General features: G+C 37.0%; 21 protein-coding genes and 2 pseudogenes. 22 read left to right on the plus strand and 1 reads right to left on the minus strand.

Going from position 1 to position 23,130, the window contains the following annotated elements:
- Positions 1 to 118: 118 nt before the first annotated feature.
- From FYJ71_RS10160 to FYJ71_RS01350, 19 genes and pseudogenes are all read left to right on the plus strand, one after another.
- A pseudogene (locus tag FYJ71_RS10160) lies at positions 119 to 1,183 on the plus strand (restriction endonuclease subunit S); the annotation flags it as partial.
- A gap of 27 nt (positions 1,184 to 1,210) precedes the next feature.
- Entirely contained in the window at positions 1,211 to 4,432 is a 3,222-nt protein-coding gene (locus FYJ71_RS10165) for a type I restriction endonuclease subunit R (RefSeq protein WP_408634613.1), read from the plus strand.
- 149 nt (positions 4,433 to 4,581) lie between these two features.
- The gene (locus tag FYJ71_RS01265; RefSeq protein ID WP_154537026.1) at positions 4,582 to 5,511 is read left to right on the plus strand and encodes a site-specific integrase; all 930 of its coding nucleotides are present in this window, start codon (positions 4,582 to 4,584) and stop codon (positions 5,509 to 5,511) included.
- Positions 5,512 to 5,562: 51 nt separating this feature from the next.
- Complete coding sequence (locus FYJ71_RS01270) at positions 5,563 to 5,937, plus strand: DUF4180 domain-containing protein (RefSeq protein WP_154537027.1); 375 nt, start codon at positions 5,563 to 5,565, stop codon at positions 5,935 to 5,937.
- Positions 5,938 to 6,065: 128 nt separating this feature from the next.
- Positions 6,066 to 6,788: a Fic family protein gene (locus tag FYJ71_RS10145; protein WP_235899037.1), complete on the plus strand. Its 723-nt coding sequence runs from the start codon at positions 6,066 to 6,068 to the stop codon at positions 6,786 to 6,788.
- Positions 6,789 to 7,057: 269 nt separating this feature from the next.
- The gene (locus FYJ71_RS01280) at positions 7,058 to 7,372 is read left to right on the plus strand and encodes a YdcP family protein (RefSeq protein WP_002324559.1); all 315 of its coding nucleotides are present in this window, start codon (positions 7,058 to 7,060) and stop codon (positions 7,370 to 7,372) included.
- Between the two features lie 18 nt (positions 7,373 to 7,390).
- Positions 7,391 to 7,780 (plus strand): YdcP family protein, encoded by a 390-nt coding sequence (locus FYJ71_RS01285; protein ID WP_025186486.1) that lies wholly within the window; start codon positions 7,391 to 7,393, stop codon positions 7,778 to 7,780.
- Positions 7,781 to 7,813: 33 nt separating this feature from the next.
- Entirely contained in the window at positions 7,814 to 9,199 is a 1,386-nt protein-coding gene (locus tag FYJ71_RS01290) for an FtsK/SpoIIIE domain-containing protein (RefSeq protein WP_002324557.1), read from the plus strand.
- A 185-nt stretch (positions 9,200 to 9,384) separates the two neighbouring features.
- On the plus strand, positions 9,385 to 10,581 hold the full coding sequence (mobT, locus tag FYJ71_RS01300; protein WP_425520455.1) for a MobT family relaxase: 1,197 nt from the start codon (positions 9,385 to 9,387) through the stop codon (positions 10,579 to 10,581).
- Positions 10,582 to 10,623: 42 nt separating this feature from the next.
- On the plus strand, positions 10,624 to 10,845 hold the full coding sequence (locus FYJ71_RS01305) for a hypothetical protein (protein WP_001009056.1): 222 nt from the start codon (positions 10,624 to 10,626) through the stop codon (positions 10,843 to 10,845).
- 116 nt (positions 10,846 to 10,961) lie between these two features.
- Positions 10,962 to 11,459: an antirestriction protein ArdA gene (locus tag FYJ71_RS01310; protein ID WP_002324555.1), complete on the plus strand. Its 498-nt coding sequence runs from the start codon at positions 10,962 to 10,964 to the stop codon at positions 11,457 to 11,459.
- 87 nt (positions 11,460 to 11,546) lie between these two features.
- A complete protein-coding gene (locus tag FYJ71_RS01315) occupies positions 11,547 to 11,939 on the plus strand; it encodes a conjugal transfer protein (protein ID WP_002324554.1) in 393 nt (130 codons plus the stop codon).
- Positions 11,923 to 14,370: a conjugal transfer ATPase TcpF gene (gene tcpF / locus FYJ71_RS01320; RefSeq protein ID WP_002324553.1), complete on the plus strand. Its 2,448-nt coding sequence runs from the start codon at positions 11,923 to 11,925 to the stop codon at positions 14,368 to 14,370. Before FYJ71_RS01315 ends, tcpF begins: the two co-directional genes overlap by 17 nt.
- Positions 14,371 to 14,426: 56 nt before the next feature.
- Positions 14,427 to 16,538, plus strand: coding sequence for a CD3337/EF1877 family mobilome membrane protein (locus tag FYJ71_RS01325; protein WP_231300444.1), 2,112 nt, complete (start codon positions 14,427 to 14,429; stop codon positions 16,536 to 16,538).
- A complete protein-coding gene (locus tag FYJ71_RS01330) occupies positions 16,535 to 17,536 on the plus strand; it encodes a bifunctional lytic transglycosylase/C40 family peptidase (RefSeq protein WP_002324551.1) in 1,002 nt (333 codons plus the stop codon). The genes FYJ71_RS01325 and FYJ71_RS01330 overlap by 4 nt, the downstream gene beginning before the upstream one ends.
- A complete protein-coding gene (locus FYJ71_RS01335) occupies positions 17,533 to 18,465 on the plus strand; it encodes a conjugal transfer protein (RefSeq protein WP_002324550.1) in 933 nt (310 codons plus the stop codon). Before FYJ71_RS01330 ends, FYJ71_RS01335 begins: the two co-directional genes overlap by 4 nt.
- 215 nt (positions 18,466 to 18,680) lie before the next feature.
- Positions 18,681 to 18,734: pseudogene (locus FYJ71_RS10170) on the plus strand (hypothetical protein); the annotation flags it as partial.
- Positions 18,735 to 18,749: 15 nt separating this feature from the next.
- A complete protein-coding gene (gene tet(M), locus FYJ71_RS01345; RefSeq protein WP_002364936.1) occupies positions 18,750 to 20,669 on the plus strand; it encodes a tetracycline resistance ribosomal protection protein Tet(M) in 1,920 nt (639 codons plus the stop codon).
- 122 nt (positions 20,670 to 20,791) lie between these two features.
- Positions 20,792 to 20,959: a cysteine-rich KTR domain-containing protein gene (locus tag FYJ71_RS01350; RefSeq protein ID WP_002319681.1), complete on the plus strand. Its 168-nt coding sequence runs from the start codon at positions 20,792 to 20,794 to the stop codon at positions 20,957 to 20,959.
- A gap of 58 nt (positions 20,960 to 21,017) precedes the next feature.
- Here FYJ71_RS01350 and FYJ71_RS01355 read toward each other — a convergent pair whose 3' ends face one another.
- Positions 21,018 to 21,371 carry a helix-turn-helix domain-containing protein gene (locus FYJ71_RS01355; protein WP_002324548.1) on the minus strand — a complete coding sequence of 118 codons (354 nt, stop codon included), beginning with the start codon at positions 21,369 to 21,371 and terminating at the stop codon, positions 21,018 to 21,020.
- 564 nt (positions 21,372 to 21,935) lie between these two features.
- Between FYJ71_RS01355 and FYJ71_RS01365 the strand changes: the two genes are divergently transcribed.
- The 3 genes from FYJ71_RS01365 to FYJ71_RS01380 all read left to right on the plus strand — a co-directional run bounded on the left by FYJ71_RS01365 (position 21,936) and on the right by FYJ71_RS01380 (position 23,046).
- The gene (locus tag FYJ71_RS01365) at positions 21,936 to 22,298 is read left to right on the plus strand and encodes an RNA polymerase sigma factor (RefSeq protein WP_456299524.1); all 363 of its coding nucleotides are present in this window, start codon (positions 21,936 to 21,938) and stop codon (positions 22,296 to 22,298) included.
- Positions 22,295 to 22,525: a helix-turn-helix domain-containing protein gene (locus tag FYJ71_RS01370; RefSeq protein WP_002334012.1), complete on the plus strand. Its 231-nt coding sequence runs from the start codon at positions 22,295 to 22,297 to the stop codon at positions 22,523 to 22,525. The genes FYJ71_RS01365 and FYJ71_RS01370 overlap by 4 nt, the downstream gene beginning before the upstream one ends.
- Positions 22,526 to 22,905: 380 nt before the next feature.
- Positions 22,906 to 23,046, plus strand: a complete 141-nt coding sequence (locus tag FYJ71_RS01380; protein WP_002324545.1) for a hypothetical protein — start codon at positions 22,906 to 22,908, stop codon at positions 23,044 to 23,046.
- The last annotated feature ends 84 nt before the right edge of the window (positions 23,047 to 23,130 follow it).

Genomic DNA, 23,130 nt, shown 5'->3' on the forward strand with positions numbered 1-23,130 from the left:
TTTTTGATAAATATTTTTCACAATATCATGAAAAAAGAAAGATTTTTTTCAAAAAAATAGTGCTTTATTATGAAAAAATAGCAAAATATCATAAGATTTCAAAAATTCTTGGGAACAGCGTAAGTTCGATGAAGTGTTTGATTGCACTATACCTAACAACACCTTATCCCGTTCAGAACTGAATTATGATAGTGGGTCTGTAAGGAATATTCACTATGGTGATATTCTCATAAAATACGGTTCCATTGCAGATGTTCAAAAAGATGAAATACCTTTTGCGACAGGAAAAAGCAGCGACGATTTCAAGGGTGCATTATTACAAGATGGCGATATTATTATTGCTGATACAGCAGAAGATGAAACAACCGGAAAAGCCTGTGAAATAGGCAATTCACAAGGGTTAGATGTCGTGTCGGGACTTCACACTATGGTATGTCGTCCACGTAATAAAATGGCATTGGGTTATCTCGGTTATTACTTAAATTCAGACGCTTATCATCATCAGCTTTTACCTCTTATGCAAGGTATTAAAGTTTTATCATTAAGTAGGACTAATGTTCAGAAAACTATGGTGTGCTATCCGAAAAGTAAGGCTGAGCAGCAACTAATTGCAGACTGTTTCCGCAACCTCGACAACCTTATTACCCTTCATCAGTGTAAGTATCATTATCTAAAACGTATAAAACAGTGTTTTTTCTCACTATTAAACAAAACCGATTGGGAACAGCGTAAGGTTCGAGAAGTCACAGACAGATATGACAATCTCCGCATTCCTGTGGCTACAAATCTTCGTATTGCCGGTTCTACTCCTTATTATGGAGCAAACGGAATACAAGATTATGTTGACGGTTATACTCACGAAGGCGAATTTATTCTTGTTGCTGAGGACGGTGCGAATGATCTCAAAAATTATCCTGTAAAGTGTGTAAAAGGGCGTATTTGGGTGAATAATCACGCTCATGTGCTACAAGGCAAGGATGAAATTGCAGACAATAAGTTTCTTGCATTTGCTATCAGTCAAGCAGATATTGAATCATTACTGGTTGGTGGTAGTCGTGCTAAGCTGAATGCAGAAACACTTATGGAAATTGACTTATTTCTGCCTGAGAAACAGGAACAAGTGTCAATAGGTAACTATTTCGCCACCCTCGACCACCTTATCACCCTTCATCAGCAGAAGTTAAAATTACTAAAACAAATGAAAAAAGCAATGGTAAACAGCTTTTTTGTAGAAAAAAACACAAAGAAAAGAAGAAAGGAGAACCCAAATATGACTTTCAAATATGAATCAGACTTTGAGGATGCACTTATAAAAGTTCTTACCAACAAAGGCTGGGAAGAAGAAGTAATAAAACATCCTACAGAAAAAGATTTATTGGAAAACTGGGCAAAAATATTGTTTGATAACAATCGAGGAATTGATAGGTTGAACAACTATCCTCTAACAGAAGGTGAAATGGATCAAATAATAGAGCAGATTAACTCATTACGTACACCTATCAAGCTAAATAATTTTATCAATGGAAAAACTGTTTCAATAAAAAGAGATAACCCAAATGATGTAGAGCATTTTGGAAAGGAAATCAGTTTAAAAATATATGATAGACGAGAAATAGCAGCCGGACAAAGTCGCTACCAAATTGTTCAACAGCCTAAATTTTCAAGAAAATCAAAAATATTAAATGATCGTCGTGGGGATTTAATGCTTTTGATTAATGGGATGCCGGTCATTCATATTGAGTTAAAAAGAAGTGGAGTTCCTGTTAGTCAAGCATATAATCAAATTGAAAAATACTCTAAAGAAGGTATTTTTACTGGTCTTTTTTCTCTTGTTCAAGTTTTTGTAGCCATGACACCGACAGAAACAAGATATTTTGCAAATCCAGGGGTAGATGGTCGTTTTAATCAAGATTATTATTTTCAATGGGCAGATTTTAATAATGAACCTTTGAATTACTGGAAGGATATCGCATCTTCACTTCTTTCTATACCTATGGCACATCAGTTGATAGGATTTTATACTGTTGCAGACGAGTCCGATGGTGTATTAAAAGTTATGAGAAGCTATCAATATTTCGCCGCCAACGCCATTTCAGATATTGTTGCTAGAACTAAATGGGATGAAAAAAATCAAAGAGGTGGATATATCTGGCATACAACTGGCTCAGGTAAAACTATGACAAGTTTTAAGTCTGCACAGTTAATTGCAGACTCTAGAGATGCGGATAAAGTTGTTTTCTTGATGGATAGAATTGAACTAGGTACTCAGTCGTTGGGAGAATATCGTGGATTTGCTGGAGAGTCAAAAGGCATTAGTAATGAACTTTCGAGTGTAAAAGCAACGGAAAATACTTATACACTTATTTCAAAATTAAAAAGTGATTCTCATCTTGATACTTTGATTGTAACTTCGATTCAAAAAATGAGTAGAATTAAAGATGAAGAAGGTGGATTAAATTCATACGATATTGAAAAAATAAATTCTAAAAGAATTGTGTTTATTGTAGATGAAGCACATAGATCCACTTTTGGAGATATGCTACTGACTATAAAAAATACATTCCCAAATGCACTTTTCTTTGGTTTTACAGGAACTCCAATTCAAGAAGAGAATCAAAAGAAGTTAAATACAACAACCACAGTTTTTGGAAATGAACTACATAGATATAGTATTGCCGATGGAATTAGAGATAAAAATGTATTGGGATTTGATTCATATAAAATTTCGACTTTTAAAGATATTGACGTGAGAAAAGTAATTGCACTTGAAAAAGCGAAGTCAAAAACGATTGAAGAAGTTTTGAAAGATCCAAAGAAAACTGAAGCTTATTATCATTATATGGATTCTAGTAAAGTAAAAATGGCTGGATATATTGGAAACGATGGTAAATATGTTAAAGGTATTGAAGATTATATTCCAAATTCTCAGTATCAGACCGAAGAACATCAGAATATGGTTGTAGAGGATATAGCTGACAGATGGATTGATTTGAGTCATGGTTCGAAATTCCATGCAATTTTTGCCACAAGTAGTATTCCAGAGGCCATTGAGTATTATCGCTTATTGAAAAAGAAAATGCCATCATTAAAGACAACATGTTTATTTGATCCAAATATTGATAACTGTGGAAATTTCCGATTTAAAGAGGATGGATTGGTTGAGATAATAGATGATTATAATAAAAGATATGACCAAGATTTTTCTATAGGAACTCATGCAGGATTTAAAAAAGATATAGCATTGAGGTTGGCTCATAAAGAATATTACAAAACAATAGATAGAAATCCAGAAAGACAAATTGATTTACTAATTGTTGTGGATCAGATGTTGACAGGATTCGACTCGAAATGGGTAAATACTTTGTATATGGATAAAACAATGGAGTATGAAAATATTATTCAAGCGTTTTCGAGAACAAATAGATTATTTGGACACGATAAACTATTTGGAACGATTAGGTATTACAGAAGACCTCATACAATGGAAAGAAATATAAATAATGCTGTAAGTCTGTATTCCGGAAATAAACCTATTGGCTTATTTGTAGATAAACTATACCAAAACTTGATGAAGATGAACGAAAAATTTAGAGATATTAAATATCTATTTAAAAATGCAAATATAGAAAATTTTTCCAAACTACCTGAAGATAAAACAGTTATTGCGAAATTTGTATCTTTATTTAGAGAATTAAATATGTATCTTGACGCTGCAAAAATTCAGGGATTTAAGTGGAATAAACTATTATATAATTTGTTTACTGATGAAGGTGAAGCCATCGAAATTGAAGTTGAATTTGATGAAAGAACTTATCTTACTTTAGTCCAGAGATATAAGGAGATTCCTGAAGAAGACGATTCTCCAGTAGGTCCTGTTGGCATTACATATGTTTTGGATGGATATATTACAGAAATTGATACAGGAATAATTGATGCTGAATATATGAACAGTCGTTTTGAAAAATATAAAAAGGCACTTTATGGAGATGAAATATCTGAATCACTAAAGGAAAAATATTTAGAAGAATTACATAAATCATTTGCAACACTGAATCAAGAAGAGCAAAAATATGCTAATATTTTTATACATGATCTACAAAGAGGTAGTATTTTTGTAGATGAAGGAATAACCTTAAGAGAGTATATAACTGAGTATCAATTTAAAGCAAAGAATGATCAAATACATCGTTTTGCAGACTTGATAGGTTTAAACGAAGAAAAACTCAGGGCTATGATGGATTTGAAATTAACAGAAGCGAATATTAATGAATTTGGGAGATTGGATGAATTAAAGAGCACAATTGATAAATCGAAAGCTAAGGCGTATTTTGAAAGAAAAGAAGGAGTGAAACTTAATCCCCCAAAAGTAAATATTAGGATTGATAAAATTGTTCGTGAGTTTGTCTTAAAGGGTGGTTTTGAAATTGATTAAATAGTTTAGTATTCGTCAAATAGTTTAATATATGTTAGATATGCTAATATTTATTAATAATTGCTAAAAGAGTCAAGGATTTTCATTGGCTCTTTTACTTTATTATTTTGGATCAACGTAAGTCATTTTGTATAAAAGGGAGGAAAAAAATGGAAAGAAATAACGAAAAAACAGAATTATTATGCGAGTATTATGCAAAATGGATTTCAGTATATAAGGTAGGAGCGATAAGAGACGTTACATTGAATAAGTATAAGATGACTCAAAAATGGTTGACAAAACTCGTTCCGAATCTGAAACTATCGGAGCTCAATAGAATTTCGTATCAGCAATTATTAAACGACTATGCAGCGACTCATGAAAGACAAACAACGATGGATTTTCATCATCAACTAAAAGGGGCTATTTTAGATGCCGTTGATGAGGGATTAATTGAACGAGATCCGACTAGAAAAGCGATTATCAAAGGGAAAACTCCAAGTGAAAACAAAAAGATTAAGTATTTGAACCAGTTTGAGCTACATACCCTTATCTCAACATTAAATCTGTCTTCTGACATTTCATGGGATTGGTTTATTCTACTTGTTGCTAAAACTGGTTTGAGATTTTCTGAGGCATTGGCTCTAACACCAAAAGACTTTGATTTTTCTCATCAATCGATTTCGGTAACTAAGACATGGAACTATAAAGGTGACGGTGGATTTCAACCTACAAAGAATAAATCCTCTGTAAGAAAAGTCCAAATTGATTGGCAAATGGTGATTAAGTTTTCTGAATTGATTAAAGGATTGCCGGAAAATGAACCTATATTTATTAAAGGAAAAGTGTATAATTCAACAGTGAATGACATTTTAAGCAGGTATTGCAAAAAAGCGAATGTACCTGTAATTTCGGTTCATGGGTTGAGACATACTCATGCCTCTATTTTATTGTTTGCGGGCGTATCTATTGCAAGTGTTGCGAGGAGACTCGGACACTCAAGCATGAATACAACTCAAAAAACATATCTTCATATTATTCAAGAATTGGAAAATAGAGATATAGATTTAGTGATGCGTTCGTTATCTGTATTGAATTAGTAAGGATTTAATGGCTTACGTTGATTTTATTGAGTATAGGAGGGAAATTAATTGAAATATAGAATATTAACTTTAGATGACAAAACTGGTGTTGTTCGGATAGAAGACGAGTCTGTTATGATATCTGATGAACAGTCATTTTTAGATGTATTTATGACAGTTTATTATGAAACAGGGGAAAATAGATTTATAATAGGCAAAGACAACCTAACAGAAGATTTCTTTAATCTAAGTAATAAAATTGCAGGTAGTATTCTGCAAAAGGTAATAAATTATAAAATGAAGTTAGCAATTATTGGAGATTTTTCAAAGTACGAAAGTAATGCGTTAAAAAACTTTATGTATGAGTGTAACGAAGGAAATGATATATTTTTTGTTGATAGCGAAGACAGTGCATTAAAAAAGTTAAATATGAATTCTAAATAGAAATTATTCCATACATAAGAGTTTGTTCTATAAAATAACATTATTCCGATAAATAACATATGTTATTCCTATTTAGTTGGTTTTATTCCGAAAATATGGTATGATATTAAAGACTGGAGGGATAATTTATGTATATTACAGTGAAACAAGCGGCTGAAAAATGGGGCATTTCTGATAGAAGAGTAAGGATTTTATGTTCAGAAGGGAAAATTTCTGGTGCATATCAAGAAGGAAGGGCTTGGAAAATACCATACGATGCAACAAAGCCAACTGATGGAAGGTATAAAAATAAGGAATCGCTTATTCCAATCATAGAAGATAAATTAGAAGTTCTTGGAAAAAGAAGACCTTTAACAGAAGGAGAGTCGGAGAGATTAAATGAAGAATTCCTAACAGAATATACCTATAACTCAAATGCAATAGAAGGCAATACATTGACTTTACGAGAGACAGACATGGTTCTTAGAGGACTTACTATTGACAAGAAATCATTGAAGGAGCATTTGGAGGTAATTGGACACAAAGAAGCTTTTGATTATGTAAGACAGCTTGTTAGTGAAAATGCCCAAATATCTGAAAAGGTAATAAAGGATATCCACTATTTAGTTTTGGCTGATAAAAAAGAGGATAGAGGCATATATAGAAGAGTTCCTGTTCGAATCATGGGGGCAGCACATGAACCTGTACAGCCATATTTGATTATTCCTAAGATGAAAGAATTACTGGAACAATATAAAAACAGCAAGGAAGATATTGTGACTAAGCTTGCCCGTTTTCATATCGAATTTGAAGGTATACATCCTTTTATTGATGGAAATGTACCATCAAGACACCTGCTAAGAACCGCATAACAGCAGGCAAACAACTTCATATCAAAATTTAAAATTGAATAAATACATATAAAGAGCCATTTGATTTTTCATATCAAGTGGTTTTTGTTATGTATATGGAGCAAGACGCTTACTAATTCCATTATGGGAAATAGGAGCGTCTATTTTTTTACCCAATTTTGAAAGGACGTGATACCACGAAAGCAAAAAATCAAGGTCGTTCCCCACCCAATAGACCATCAAACAAATTAGATTCATGAAACCATTAAACAGAAAGGATAGGTAAAAATATGGAACTTAAATTTGTCATTCCCAACATGGAAAAAACATTCGGAAACTTAGAATTTGCTGGCGAGGATAAAATCGTACAGCGAAGAATCAACGGACAGCTTACTATCTTATCAAGAAGCTATAACCTCTATTCAGATGTTCAAAGAGCAGATGATATTGTGGTGGTACTTCCTGCTGAAGCTGGCGAAAAACATTTCAGTTTTGAAGAAAAAGTAAAGCTCGTCAATCCACGTATTACTGCCGAGGGCTACAAAATCGGTACTCGTGGCTTTACGAACTACATCTTAGAAGCTGACGACATGATTAAGGAATAGAAAGAAAGAGAGGAAAACATTATGAGATTAGCCAATGGCATTGTTTTAGAAAAAGACGCTACGTTTGGGGAATTAAAGTTCTCTGCACTCCGACGTGAAGTAAGAATCCAAAATGAAGACGGGTCGGTATCAGATGAAATCAAAGAGCGTACCTATGACCTTAAATCCAAAGGACAAGGACGTATGATTCAAGTGAGTATTCCTGCCAGTGTTCCACTGAAAGAGTTTGACTATAACGCACGAGTGGAGCTTATCAATCCTGTTGCTGATACGGTGGCTACTGCTACTTTTCAAGGGGCAGATGTGGACTGGTATATCAAGGCTGACGATATTGTGCTAACAAAGGATTCTAATTCCTTTAGAACACAACCTCAACCAAAGAAAGAACCTGTTATAGATAAACAGTAGCACTTCCGTTAGAGAGAAAGGAGGATTTTACCCATGAAACAGCGTGGTAAAAGGATTCGCCCATCGGATAAAGATTTAGTCTTTCATTTTACGATTGCTTCACTTCTGCCTGTTTTCCTGCTGGTTGTCGGACTGTTTCATGTGAAGACAATCCAGCAGATCAACTGGCAGGATTTAGACCTACTACAAGTAGATAAGATTGACATTCCCTATTTAGTTATCAGTTTCAGTGTCGCAATTCTTGTTTGCTTGTTAGGTGCTTTTATATTCAGAAGATACAAGTACGATATGTTCAAACAGCTACAGCACCGTCAAAAGCTGGCGAAGATGATTCTTGAAAACAAGTGGTATGAATCAGAACAAGTCAAAACTGATGGTTTCTTCAAGGATAGTACCAGTCGGACAAAGGAAAAGATAACCTACTTTCCCAAAATGTATTATCGCCTTAAAGATGGCTTGATAAGTATACGTGTTGAAATCATGCTGGGGAAATATCAAGACCAGCTCTTACACTTGGAAAAGAAGCTGGAAAGTGGCTTGTACTGTGAGCTGACCGACAAGGAGCTAAAGGATTCTTATGTAGAATATACCTTGCTCTATGACACCATAGCCAATCGACTTTCCATTGATGAAGTACAAGCCAAAGATGGCAAGTTACGCTTAATGACGAATGTCTGGTGGGAATATGACAAACTCCCTCACATGCTGATTGCTGGGGGAACTGGTGGCGGTAAGACCTACTTCATTTTGACACTGATTGAAGCTCTACTTCATACCAATTCAAAACTGACTATCCTTGACCCAAAGAATGCTGATCTTGCAGACTTAGGCTCTGTGATGGGAAATGTCTACTACAGGAAAGACGATATGCTTTCCTGCATTGACCGTTTCTATGATGAAATGATGAAACGCAGTGAAGTTATGAAAAAGATGGAAAACTACAAGACAGGCGAAAACTATGCTTACTTAGGATTGCCAGCTCATTTTCTTATCTTTGATGAATATGTGGCTTTTATGGAAATGCTGGGAACAAAGGAAAATACCGCAGTGCTTAACAAGCTCAAACAGATTGTTATGTTAGGTCGTCAAGCTGGATTCTTTCTGATACTGGCTTGTCAAAGACCCGACGCAAAATATTTAGGCGACGGAATCAGAGACCAGTTTAATTTTAGAGTGGCTTTAGGTCGTATGTCTGAAATGGGCTATGGCATGATGTTTGGAAGTGACGTACAGAAAGACTTTTTCCTAAAGCAGATTAAAGGACGTGGTTATGTTGATGTTGGAACAAGTGTCATCTCTGAATTTTATACTCCCCTTGTACCTAAAGGACATGATTTCTTAGAGGAAATAAAAAGGTTATCCCACAGCAAACAGGACACGCAGGCGACGTGCGAAGCGGAAGTCGCAGGTGTGGACTAATCTTGCTGGCTGGTGTGGCGACAGCCACGCCAGCACTTAACCCCCCGTATCTAACAGGGGGGTACAAATCGACAGGAAACAGGCAAAAAAATAGTAGAAAATCCTTTGGTTACAAGGGATTTAGAAAATTTCGGTGTATGTCAAATGAGCTTTAAAAGTTGACATACGCCTTTTTGATTGGAGGAATTTCACTGAATGAACAAACTTGGGTACAGCATTTAAAGGAAAAACGCTTATCTTATGGACTTTCTCAAAACCGACTGGCTATTGCTACAGGCATTACAAGGCAATATCTTAGCGACATTGAAACTGGCAAGGTCAAGCCATCAGACGAATTACAACTGGCACTTTTAGAAACGCTGGAACGCTTCAATCCCGACGCTCCCCTTGAAATGCTCTTTGACTATGTAAGGATTCGGTTTCCAACAACAGACGTACAGCATGTGGTCGAGGACGTTTTACGATTGAAACTTTCCTATATGCTCCATGAAGACTATGGCTTCTATTCCTATACCGAACATTATGCTTTAGGCAATATTTTCGTCCTATGCTCTCATGAGCTGGATAAAGGGGTTCTAGTGGAATTGAAAGGTCGTGGGTGCAGACAATTTGAAAGCTATCTCTTAGCACAACAAAGAAGCTGGTATGAGTTCTTTATGGACGCTTTGGTGGCTAGTGGCGTGATGAAACGCCTTGACCTTGCCATCAACGATAAAACAGGGATTTTGAATATTCCCATACTGACGGAAAAATGCCGACAGGAAGAGTGTATTTCGGTGTTCCGCAGTTTCAAGAGCTATCGCAGTGGCGAACTGGTACGCAAAGATGAAAAGGAATGTATGGGAAACACACTTTATATCGGTTCATTACAAAGCGAAGTCTATTTCTGTATCTATGAAAAGGACTATGAGCAGTACAAGAAAAATGATATTCCCATTGAAGACGCAGAGGTTAAAAACCGTTTTGAAATCCGACTAAAAAATGAGCGTGCCTATTATGCAGTACGTGATTTACTTGCCTATGATAATCCAGAGCATACAGCTTTTAAGATTATCAATCGGTATATCCGCTTTGTGGATAAGGACGATTCAAAAGCACGTTCCGATTGGAAACTCAATGAAGAATGGGCATGGTTTATTGGAAACAATCGTGAACGATTAAAACTAACCACAAAACCAGAGCCTTACTCTTTCCAAAGGACACTAAACTGGCTATCTCATCAAGTCGCCCCGACCTTAAAGGTTGCTATTACACTTGATGAAATTAACCAGACGCAGGTTGTGAAAGACATTCTCGACCATGCGAAACTGACAGACCGACACAAGCAGATTTTAAAGCAACAGTCGGTAAAAGAACAGGACGTGATAACGAACAAAAAATAACTTAAATACAAATTTACTGAATACAGAAAGGAGAACATTTTTATGAATTTTGGACAAAACCTTTATAACTGGTTTCTATCAAATGCTCAATCACTGGTACTTTTAGCAATCGTTGTAATTGGCTTGTATCTTGGCTTCAAGCGTGAGTTTAGTAAACTGATTGGCTTTCTCATCATTGCGATTATTGCGGTGGGCTTGGTGTTCAACGCTGCTGGAGTAAAAGACATTTTATTAGAGCTATTTAATCGCATTATCGGTGCTTAAATTAAACCGTTATTTTGTGGAATATAAGTGGTTTTCTTATGTTCCGCAAAAGAATGGCACACCAAACGAAGTGCGGTAGGGATTTTTGAATCTCTACACAGAAAGGACGTGAACACATGGACGATATGCAAGTCTATATTGCCAACTTAGGTAAATACAATGAAGGAGAATTAGTCGGTGCTTGGTTTACCTTTCCCATTGATTTTGAAGAAGTCAAAGAGAAAATCGGCTTGAATGATGAATACGAGGAATACGCCATTCACGATTATGAGTTACCCTTTACGGTTGACGAATACACTTCTATTGGCGAACTCAATCGCCTATGGGAAATGGTATCGGAGTTGCCAGAGGAACTACAATCCGAGCTATCTGCTCTGCTCACTCATTTTTCAAGTATTGAGGAACTAAGCGAACATCAAGAGGATATTATTATTCACTCGGATTGTGATGATATGGAAGATGTTGCCCGTTACTACATTGAAGAAACTGGTGCTTTAGGCGAAGTACCAGCCAGTCTTCAAAACTATATTGATTACGAATCCTATGGTCGTGATTTAGAACTTTCGGGAACATTCATTTCTACCAATCATGGGATTTTTGAAATCACTCATTAAGTCTGTCGGTACATTACTACTGGCAGAGTTTCTTGTTTGCGGGGTAGCTTAAACAGCTATCCCTATTTTTATGAAAGGATTGATTCTATGAAGAAAATACGAAGCTATACCAGTATTTGGTCTGTTGAGAAAGTGCTGTACTCCATAAACGATTTTAGACTTCCGTTTCCCATAACCTTTACGCAAATGACGTGGTTTGTCGTGTCACTGTTTGCGGTTATGATACTTGGCAACGTGCCACCTCTTTCCATGATTGAGGGAGCATTTCTCAAATACTTTGGGATTCCTGTCGCTTTCACATGGTTTATGTCTACAAAAACCTTTGATGGTAAAAAGCCTTATGGATTTTTAAAGTCTGTCATTGCTTATGCACTGCGACCAAAGCTGACCTATGCAGGGAAAAAAGTAACCCTTGGCAGAAATCAGCCACAAGAAGCCATTACAGCAGTTAGGAGTGAATTTTATGGCATATCCAATTAAATACATTGAAAATAATCTGGTCTGGAATAAAGATGGCGAATGTTACGCCTATTATGAGCTTGTTCCTTACAATTACTCATTTCTAAGTCCAGAACAGAAAATACAAGTGCATGATTCTTTCAGACAGCTTATCGCACAAAATCGTGATGGCAAGATTCATGCCTTACAAATCAGTACAGAATCCAGCATACGTTCAGCACAAGAGCGTTCTAAAAATGAAGTCACTGGCAAGCTCAAAGCGATTGCCTATGACAAAATCGACCAACAGACAGACGCTTTAATATCCATGATTGGCGAAAATCAAGTGGATTACCGTTTCTTTATCGGCTTTAAGTTGCTTCTCAACGATCAGGAGTTTTCCATGAAAAGTCTTACCGTTGAAGCCAAAAATGCTTTGTCTGATTTTGTCTATGATGTGAACCATAAGTTAATGGGAGATTTTGTCAGCATGAGTAATGATGAAATCCTGCGTTTTCAGAAGATGGAAAAGCTCTTGGAAAATAAAATCTCTCGTCGTTTCAAAATCCGCAGACTGAATAAGGACGACTTCGGCTATCTGATTGAACATCTTTACGGACAGACAGGTACAGCTTATGAAGATTATGAGTATCATCTATCAAAGAAGAAGCTGGATAATGAAACCTTGATTAAATACTATGACCTCATCAAGCCTACTCGCTGTTTAATAGAAGAAAAACAGCGATACTTGAAAATCCAGCAGGAAGATGAAACCGTCTATGTGGCTTATTTTACCATTAACAGTATTGTCGGAGAGCTGGACTTTCCATCAAGTGAAATTTTCTATTACCAGCAACAACAATTTACCTTTCCCATTGACACGTCCATGAATGTGGAAATCGTGGCAAATTGTAAAGCATTAAGCACCGTTCGCAATAAAAAGAAAGAGTTGAAAGATTTAGATAATCACGCATGGCAAAGTGATAATGAAACCAGCTCCAATGTGGCAGAAGCCTTGGATAGTGTAAATGAGCTGGAAACCAATTTAGACCAATCCAAAGAATCTATGTACAAACTCTCTTATGTGGTTCGGGTTTCTGCTAATGATTTGGACGAGTTGAAACGTCGCTGTAATGAAGTGAAAGACTTTTACGACGATTTGTCTGTGAAACTGGTTCGACCTTTTGGCGATATGCTGGGCTTACATGAAGAATTTCTGCCAGCAAGCAAAAGATATATGAATGACTATATTCAATATGTAACTTCTGATTTCCTCGCTGGACTTGGCTTTGGTGCTACGCAAATGCTGGGCGAAAATGAAGGGATTTATGTTGGCTATAGCTTAGATACAGGACGCAATGTGTATCTCAAACCAGCGCTTGCCAGTCAAGGGGTTAAGGGTTCAGTAACCAATGCGTTAGCGTCGGCTTTTGTTGGCTCGCTGGGTGGTGGTAAATCCTTTGCGAATAACCTTATCGTCTATTATGCAGTGCTTTATGGAGCACAAGCAGTGATTGTTGACCCAAAGGCGGAACGTGGCAGATGGAAAGAAACGCTTCCAGAAATCGCTCACGAGATTAACATTGTGAATCTCACTTCTGATGAGAAAAGCAAAGGACTGCTTGACCCTTATGTAATTATGAAAAATCCAAAAGATTCTGAATCACTGGCTATTGATATTCTGACATTCCTTACAGGGATATCCTCACGAGATTCTGAACGTTTTCCCGTACTACGGAAAGCGATTCGTGCAGTAACCAATAGTGAAGTGCGTGGACTTCTTAAAGTCATTGAGGAATTGCGGGTCGAGGGAACACCAACAAGCACCAGTATCGCTGACCATATCGAGAGCTTTACGGATTATGATTTTGCACATCTCTTATTCAGTGATGGCTATGTCGAACAATCTATCAGTCTTGAAAAACAGCTCAACATTATACAGGTGGTGGATTTGGTATTACCTGATAAGGAAACAAGTTTTGAGGAATACACGACAATGGAACTATTATCCGTTGCTATGTTAATTGTCATTAGCACCTTTGCGTTGGATTTTATCCATTCAGACAGAAGCCTTTTCAAGATTGTAGACCTTGACGAAGCATGGAGTTTCTTACAGGTGGCACAAGGTAAAACCTTATCTATGAAGTTAGTAAGAGCTGGACGTGCTATGAATGCAGGTGTCTATTTTGTTACTCAAAATACAGATGACCTTTTAGATGAAAAATTGAAAAATAATCTTGGTTTGAAGTTTGCCTTTCGTTCCACTGATATCAACGAAATTAAAAAGACCTTAGCTTTTTTTGGAGTTGACCCAGAGGACGAAAACAATCAGAAGCGACTTCGTGACTTAGAGAACGGACAATGCCTTATCAGTGATTTATATGGTCGTGTCGGTGTGATACAGTTCCACCCAGTCTTTGAAGAATTACTTCATGCTTTTGATACCAGACCGCCTGTGAGAAAAGAGGTGTAATGATGGTACAGAAATTAAAATCAAACTGGACTCTGAAGCGTCTAAATAAAGTGGCAATGACAGTGGTTTTATCACTCGTGATTGCCATTTTTCTTTTAGCAATGTTGGGAACAGTGGTTCAAGCTGCGGGCTTGGTAGATGATACGGTCAATGTAGCAAATGAATACAGCCGATACCCACTTGAAAACTATCAACTGGATTTTTATGTTGATAATAGCTGGGGCTGGCTACCGTGGAACTGGTCGGACGGGATTGGAAAACAGGTCATGTATGGACTATATGCTATTACCAATTTTATTTGGACAATCAGTCTTTATGTTTCCAATGCGACTGGCTACTTAGTTCAAGAAGCCTATTCCCTCGACTTCATTTCTGCTACAGCAGATTCCATTGGCAAGAATATGCAGACCCTTGCAGGAGTTACGCCTAGCGGACTATCAACAGAGGGATTCTATGTTGGATTCCTCTTACTCTTGATTTTGGTTCTTGGGGTTTATGTTGTCTATACAGGACTGATAAAAAGAGAAACTACAAAAGCGATTCATGCCATTGTGAACTTTGTCATGGTATTTATCCTATCAGCTTCCTTTATTGCCTATGCTCCCGACTACATTAAAAAAATCAATGATTTTTCATCAGACATCAGTCAAGCCAGCTTATCATTAGGAACGAAAATCGTCATGCCCCATTCAGACAGTCAAGGAAATGACAGTGTGGACTTGATACGTGACAGCCTATTTTCCATACAGGTTCAACAACCGTGGCTACTGCTTCAATACAACAGTTCAGACATTGAAAGTATTGGTGCTGACCGTGTGGAAAGTCTACTTTCAACCAGTCCAGACAGTAATAATGGAGAAGACAGAGAAAAAATTGTAGCAGAAGAAATCGAAGACAGAAACAATGTGAACATGACGATTACAAAAACTATTAACCGTTTGGGTACAGTCTTCTTTCTCTTTGTATTCAATATCGGGATTTCTATATTCGTATTCCTACTAACAGGAATCATGATTTTCTCGCAGGTACTTTTTATCATCTATGCCATGTTTCTACCTGTTAGCTTTATTTTAAGCATGATTCCGTCCTTTGATGGTATGTCAAAACGAGCCATTATCAAACTCTTTAATACCATTTTGACACGAGCTGGAATCACGCTGATTATTACGACAGCCTTTAGTATTTCAACCATGCTCTATACCTTATCGGCTGGTTATCCGTTCTTTTTGATTGCCTTTTTACAGATTGTGACCTTTGCAGGAATCTACTTCAAACTGAGCGATTTAATGAGTATGTTTTCGCTTCAAAGCAACGATTCTCAAAGTGTGGGAAGTCGTGTGATGAGAAAACCTCGTATGCTTATGCACGCTCATATGCACCGCCTACAGCGTAAACTTGGACGCTCCATGACAGCTTTAGGTGCTGGCTCTGCCATTGCCAGTGCTACAGGAAAACAAGGACAGTCGGGTAGTTCTGGTAGGACACAAGCAGATCACACCCGTCCAGACGGACAGGAAAAATCAACACTTGGAAAACGTATCGGACAAACAATCGGAGCAGTTGCTGATACCAAAGATAAAATCGTTGATTCTGCTGGTAATCTCAAAGAACAGGTTAAGGATATTCCGACCAATGCAAGATATGCAGTGTATCAAGGAAAATCCAAAGCAAAAGAAAATGTTCGTGACCTAACTTCCAGTATTTCTCAAACCAGAGCAGACAGAGCCAGCGGACGCAAGGAACAGCAGGAACAAAGACGCAAAACCATTGCAGAGCGTCGCTCTGAAATGGAACAGGTCAAACAGAAAAAACAGCCAGCTTCTTCCGTTCATGAAAGACCAGCTACTAAGCAAGAACAATCTCATGATGGACAGACCGCAAAACAATCTTCTATTCAGACTTCACGCATGGAATCTCAACAAGCCAAACAGGAGCGTCCAGCAGTTAAGTCCGATTCTTTAAGTTTAAAAGCGGAACGACAAAACCGTACTACACAAGAAAGAACAGTTCAAAAGCCAGCAACTTCAACTACACCAGCAGACAGAGCTTCACAACGTCCAGTCACAAAAGAGCGTCCGTCTACTGTTCAAAGAGTTCAAAGCCAAAACCTTAGAAATAGACCACCAATAAAATCCGCCACTATCAAGAAAGGCAGTAAGAAACCATGAAACTGAAAGCTTTAGTGATTGGTGGTTCTGGGCTATTCTTGATGGTCTTCTCACTACTTCTGTTTGTTGCCATTTTATTTTCAGATGAACAAGATGGCGGTTTTTCAAACATTCACTATGGCGGTGTGAATGTTTCCGCAGAAGTGCTGGCTCATAAGCCTATGGTAGAAAAATACGCTAGAGAATATGGCATTGAAGAATACGTTAATGTACTGCTTGCTATTATACAGGTGGAATCGGGCGGTACTGCCGAAGATGTTATGCAGTCCTCGGAATCCCTTGGTCTACCACCCAATTCATTGAGTACAGAAGAATCTATCAAGCAAGGTGTGAAGTATTTCAGTGAATTATTAGCCAGTAGAGATAGGCTCGGTGTGGATTTGGAATCGGTTATTCAGTCCTACAATTATGGCGGTGGCTTCTTAGGGTATGTGGCTAATCGTGGAAACAAATATACCTTTGAACTGGCTCAAAGTTTCTCTAAGGAATATTCAGACGGCGAAAAAGTGTCCTATCCCAATCCAATAGCCATACCCATCAATGGGGGCTGGCGATATAACTATGGCAATATGTTTTATGTTCAGCTTGTTACGCAGTATCTTGTCACAACTCAATTTAATGATAATACGGTACAAGCCATCATGGACGAAGCACTGAAATATGAGGGTTGGAAGTATGTCTATGGCGGAGCTTCCCCGACTACTTCATTTGATTGTAGCGGACTGACACAATGGACGTATGGCAAAGCTGGGATTAAATTACCACGAACCGCACAACAACAATATGATGTGACCCAACATATCCCACTATCCGAAGCAAAAGCTGGCGATTTGGTTTTCTTTCATTCTACCTATAACGCTGGCTCTTATATTACTCATATCGGGATTTATTTAGGCGATAATCGAATGTTTCACGCAGGAGACCCTATCGGCTATGCCGACTTAACAAGCTCCTATTGGCAACAGCATTTAGTAGGAGCAGGACGAATCAAACAATGAGAAAGGAAGATTCAATGATGAAATTCAGAAAAAATCAGAATAAAGAAAAACAGATACCAAAGGAAAAGAAACCTCGTATCTACAAAGTCAATCCTCGTAAAAAGGTTGTGATTGGCTTATGGGTGCTTTTAGGGCTTAGTTTCAGCTTTGCAATATTTAAGCACTTTACAGCCGTTGATACCCACACCATTCACGAAACAACCATCATAGAAAAGGAATATGTTGATACTCATAATGTAGAAAATTTTGTAGAGAACTTTGCGAAAGTTTACTATTCATGGGAACTAAACGACCAGTCCATTGATAATCGTATGGAAAACTTAAAAGCCTATCTGACAGAGGAACTTCAAGCTCTCAATATTGATACAGTCCGAAAGGATATTCCTGTATCGTCTTCTGTAAGAGGGGTTCAGATATGGATGGTAAAAGCAGATGGCGAAAACCAGTTTGATGTGACCTATAGTGTAGACCAGTTGATTACAGAGGGGGAAAATATAAAGACCGTCCATTCTGCTTATGAAGTGACAGTCTATGTAGATGGTTCTGGAAATATGGTACTGACTAAAAACCCGACCATTACCAGCATACCTAAGAAATCAGACTATAAACCAAAAGTCATTGAAAGTGATGGTACAGTTGATTCCATTATGACAAATGAAATCATTGAGTTTCTAACGACATTCTTCAAGCTCTATCCTACAGCAACAGCGAGTGAACTTTCTTACTATGTGAATGATGGTATTTTGAAATCTATCGGAAAAGATTATATTTTTCAAGAACTCGTGAATCCTATCTACAATCGTAAAGATAATCAAGTCACGGTATCACTGACAGTAAAGTATCTCGACCAGCAGACCAAAGCAACGCAAGTATCTCAATTTGATTTGGTGCTAGAAAAAGTAGGAAATAACTGGAAGATTATAAAATAACTTTTAGTACATGGTTATAGCTATTTTGTAACCACGTTCTCCTTTGACAAAAAATCGGATATATCTTTACAAATATACTCTTATGTGCTAATGTTAATATAAGTATATAAAAGGAGTTAATAAATATGCGGCAAGGTATTCTTAAATAAACTGTCAATTTGATAGTGGGAACAAATAATTAGATGTCCCTTTTTAGGAGGGGTTAGTTTTTTGTACCCAGTGATAAGAGTATCTGTCACTGGGATTTTTTATGCATTTTTGGCTTTTGAATGGAGGAAAATCACATGAAAATTATTAATATAGGTGTTTTAGCTCATGTTGATGCAGGAAAAACTACCTTAACAGAAAGCTTATTATATAACAGTGGAGCGATTACAGAATTAGGAAGCGTGGACAAAGGTACAACGAGGACGGATAATACGCTTTTAGAACGTCAGAGAGGAATTACAATTCAGACAGGAATAACCTCTTTTCAGTGGGAAAATACGAAGGTGAACATCATAGACACGCCAGGACATATGGATTTCTTAGCAGAAGTATATCGTTCATTATCAGTTTTAGATGGGGCAATTCTACTGATTTCTGCAAAAGATGGCGTACAAGCACAAACTCGTATATTATTTCATGCACTTAGGAAAATGGGGATTCCCACAATCTTTTTTATCAATAAGATTGACCAAAATGGAATTGATTTATCAACGGTTTATCAGGATATTAAAGAGAAACTTTCTGCCGAAATTGTAATCAAACAGAAGGTAGAACTGTATCCTAATATGTGTGTGACGAACTTTACCGAATCTGAACAATGGGATACGGTAATAGAGGGAAACGATGACCTTTTAGAGAAATATATGTCCGGTAAATCATTAGAAGCATTGGAACTCGAACAAGAGGAAAGCATAAGATTTCAGAATTGCTCCTTGTACCCTGTTTATCATGGAAGCGCAAAAAGCAACATAGGGATTGAGCAGCTTATAGAAGTGATAACGAATAAATTTTATTCATCAACATACAGAAAGAAGTCTGAACTTTGCGGAAATGTCTTCAAAATTGAATATTCGGAAGAAAGACAACGTCTTGCATATGTACGCCTTTATGGCGGAATCCTGCATTTGCGGGATTCGGTTAGAATATCGGAAAAGGAAAAAATAAAAATTACAGAAATGTATACTTCAATAAATGGTGAATTATGTAAAATTGATAAGGCTTATTCCGGGGAAATTGTTATTTTGCAAAATGAGTTTTTGAAGCTAAATAGTGTTCTTGGAGATACAAAGCTATTGCCACAGAGAGAGAGAATTGAAAATCCGCTCCCTCTGCTGCAAACAACTGTTGAACCGAGCAAACCTCAACAAAGGGAAATGTTACTTGATGCACTTTTAGAAATCTCCGACAGTGACCCGCTTCTACAATATTATGTGGATTCTACGACACATGAAATCATACTTTCTTTCTTAGGGAAAGTACAAATGGAAGTGACTTGTGCTCTATTGCAAGAAAAGTATCATGTGGAGGTAAAAATAAAAAAGCCTACAGTCATTTATATGGAAAGACCGTTAAAAAAAGCAGAGTATACCATTCACATCGAAGTGCCACCGAATCCCTTCTGGGCTTCCATTGGTCTTTCTGTAGCACCGCTTCCATTAGGGAGCGGAGTACAGTATGAGAGCTCGGTTTCTCTTGGATACTTAAATCAATCGTTTCAAAATGCAGTTATGGAAGGGATACGATATGGCTGTGAACAAGGATTGTATGGTTGGAATGTGACGGACTGTAAAATCTGTTTTAAGTATGGCTTATACTATAGCCCTGTTAGTACCCCAGCAGATTTTCGGATGCTTGCTCCTATTGTATTGGAACAAGTTTTAAAAAAAGCTGGAACAGAATTGTTAGAGCCATATCTTAGTTTTAAAATTTATGCACCACAAGAATATCTTTCACGAGCATATAACGATGCTCCCAAATATTGTGCAAATATCGTAAATACTCAACTGAAAAATAATGAGGTCATTCTTAGTGGAGAAATTCCTGCTCGGTGTATTCAAGAATATCGTAATGATTTAACTTTCTTTACAAATGGACGTAGCGTTTGTTTAACAGAGTTAAAAGGGTACTATGTTACTACTGGTGAATCTGTTTGTCAGCCCCGTCGTCCAAATAGTCGGATAGATAAAGTACGATATATGTTCAATAAAATAACTTAGCACATTTTATATTGTTATATAAATGTGGCTTCTTGTTAAACGAAACGAGATGAAATATTCTTTAATACAGATTTGAATTAAATGTAAAGGAGAAGATAATTATTATAAACTGTGAGTGGGTACTGTGTCCCATCTGTGGAAATAAAACACGTTTGAAAATAAGGGAAGATACTGAATTGAAGAACTTTCCTCTCTATTGTCCTAAATGTAGACAGGAAAATTTAGTTGATATAAAGCAGTTCAAGTTAACTGTGATTACAGAGCCAGACGCAAAGACGCAGAGCCGATAATCTGAGATTAGCATTCTCATTTTATCGGCTCTTTCTGTTTTATGTATTGTTATTATGATTAGTTTTTGATGTTTCTTGATTCATTGATACCACTAGCTAAGGCTTCAATCAACGATAGTTCTTTATCTGTGAAGTTATCCAGTAGTTTTTCTACCTGTAATCTTCGGGTACTTTTCGTCAGATCATTATGAGGTAAGAAAAACTCATCAACGGACACATCAAGTAATGATACAAGGTCATAGAGGACTTGTATGCTTGGGTGTTGCCCTTTATTTTCAATATTAGTTAGGTAACGTGGGTCAATCTCAATCAATGCTCCCACTTGTTCACGAGTTAAACCTCGCTTCATTCGAGCTTCTTTGATTGCTAAACCAAAGGCTCTAAAATCGAATTTATCTTCTTTCTTACGCATAATAGACCACCTCTATACATTTTACTGTTCCTGTTGAATTTGAAACAGGTATAGAAAAACGTGTTAAATAGTTTTTCAGTTCCTATTAAATTACATTCTTAAAAGCACTACTCAACTTCAATAAAAAAACCGTTGTTTGGAAATGCTATTCGTGCTGTAAAAATATAAATCTCACTTTCAAATGGCGGTTTAATGGAGATAAACGTCGCCATGAGATATATTACATATAGTCTGATTCCTAGGTTGTTATCAAAAAAAGTTATCCACCAGCAATAGACAAATACGTCTATCGATGTGGTTTTATACATCATATAACAAGAATAATTAAAGCATATAAACAGAGAAATCAATCTGTCTATGTGCTTTTTTTGTATCTCTGGATATTTTTTAATGTTTTTTCAATTCTTAATGCAACAAATCGCCCTTTCACATTGGGAGTAAGAGTGAAAGGAGATAAAAGAGCAAAGCTCACTTCCTTTCCAAAGAAAGGGGGTGAGAAACATGAAACCATCTTCTTTTCAAGAGAGAATTGAACATCAGTTTGATTTTATCTGTATGCGAGCTATGGACGACGAGCGGAAGAATTATTTCCTTTATCTTTCAAGGCTGGCAAAGCGTGAAGTGTCCTTTTCGGATATTGGCGATTATCTCGTCAATCAGTTTGCAACGACAGACAGCTATTCATCTGATTTTCAAATTTTTACGCTCAATGATATTTCTGTTGGTATCGAAAATGATTTATTGAGTGAAGCACTAAAAGAATTGCCAGACAAGAAGCGTGAAATCCTACTGCTGTTCTATTTTATGGACATGAGTGATTCAGAAATAGCGGATTTACTGAAATTGAACCGCTCTACTGTCTATCGACATAGAACCAGTGGACTAGACTTAATCAAGAAGTTTATGGAGGAGGAAAATGAAGAATGAGAAAAGAATATTCCAGAATTCCGTTTCCAATGATTGTAAGGGCTTGTGATGGCGATACAGAAGCGATTAACCAGATTCTTCATCATTACAGAGGGTACATTACAAAACGCTCTCTTAGACTGATGAAAGATGAGTATGGCAATCAAAGTATGGTCGTTGATGAAGTTTTACGTGGACGAATGGAAACCAGACTGATTACAAAAATCCTGTCATTTGAAATTGAGTGACACTGCCCTATTTCTTTGTTCCTTGAAAACTGAATAATAGCAGTCGAATACATTTCGATAAGAAAAGAGCCAGCGGAGCTGACCGCCATGACCTATCCCCTAAAGATAGCGAGCGATTCAGTCAATGATCCAAGAAGCAATCTTTAGCAGGATTGCCAGCGAAGACATTCCTATCGTGATAATGATACTCCTGTACAGTCACAGTCCGAGCGTTCAAAGCGTCGCAGGCAATGAGTACAGTTGGACGAGAACCGTGCAAGGGTGAAATTCCCGTGAGCTTTGCTAAAGCTGTTCGATTGCTTGTAAAACTCCATGCTGTTTCTGTTTTATGTAGAAGCAGTATAACCGTGATTATCTTTGCAACAAAGTGAGGTGAAGCTATGCAAGAGAATAGTCAAAATAAAACTATGTGTATTGATAATACAAAATTTTATGTGATTTCAAAATTTATAGGAGCTGTAACACTTCAACATCTTATAAAGAGATTGATAAAAAATGAGGTAGGACAGGTCGTTAAATGACACTAAAACAGTCAAATAAATAGCTGAAACCCCTATGAGGGCGTGGTATAATGGAATGGATATGAGTTGTTTGTTTGCTGTGGA

The organism is Peptostreptococcus porci, assembly GCF_009695815.1.
In the GTDB taxonomy this organism is placed as follows: domain Bacteria; phylum Bacillota; class Clostridia; order Peptostreptococcales; family Peptostreptococcaceae; genus Peptostreptococcus; species Peptostreptococcus porci.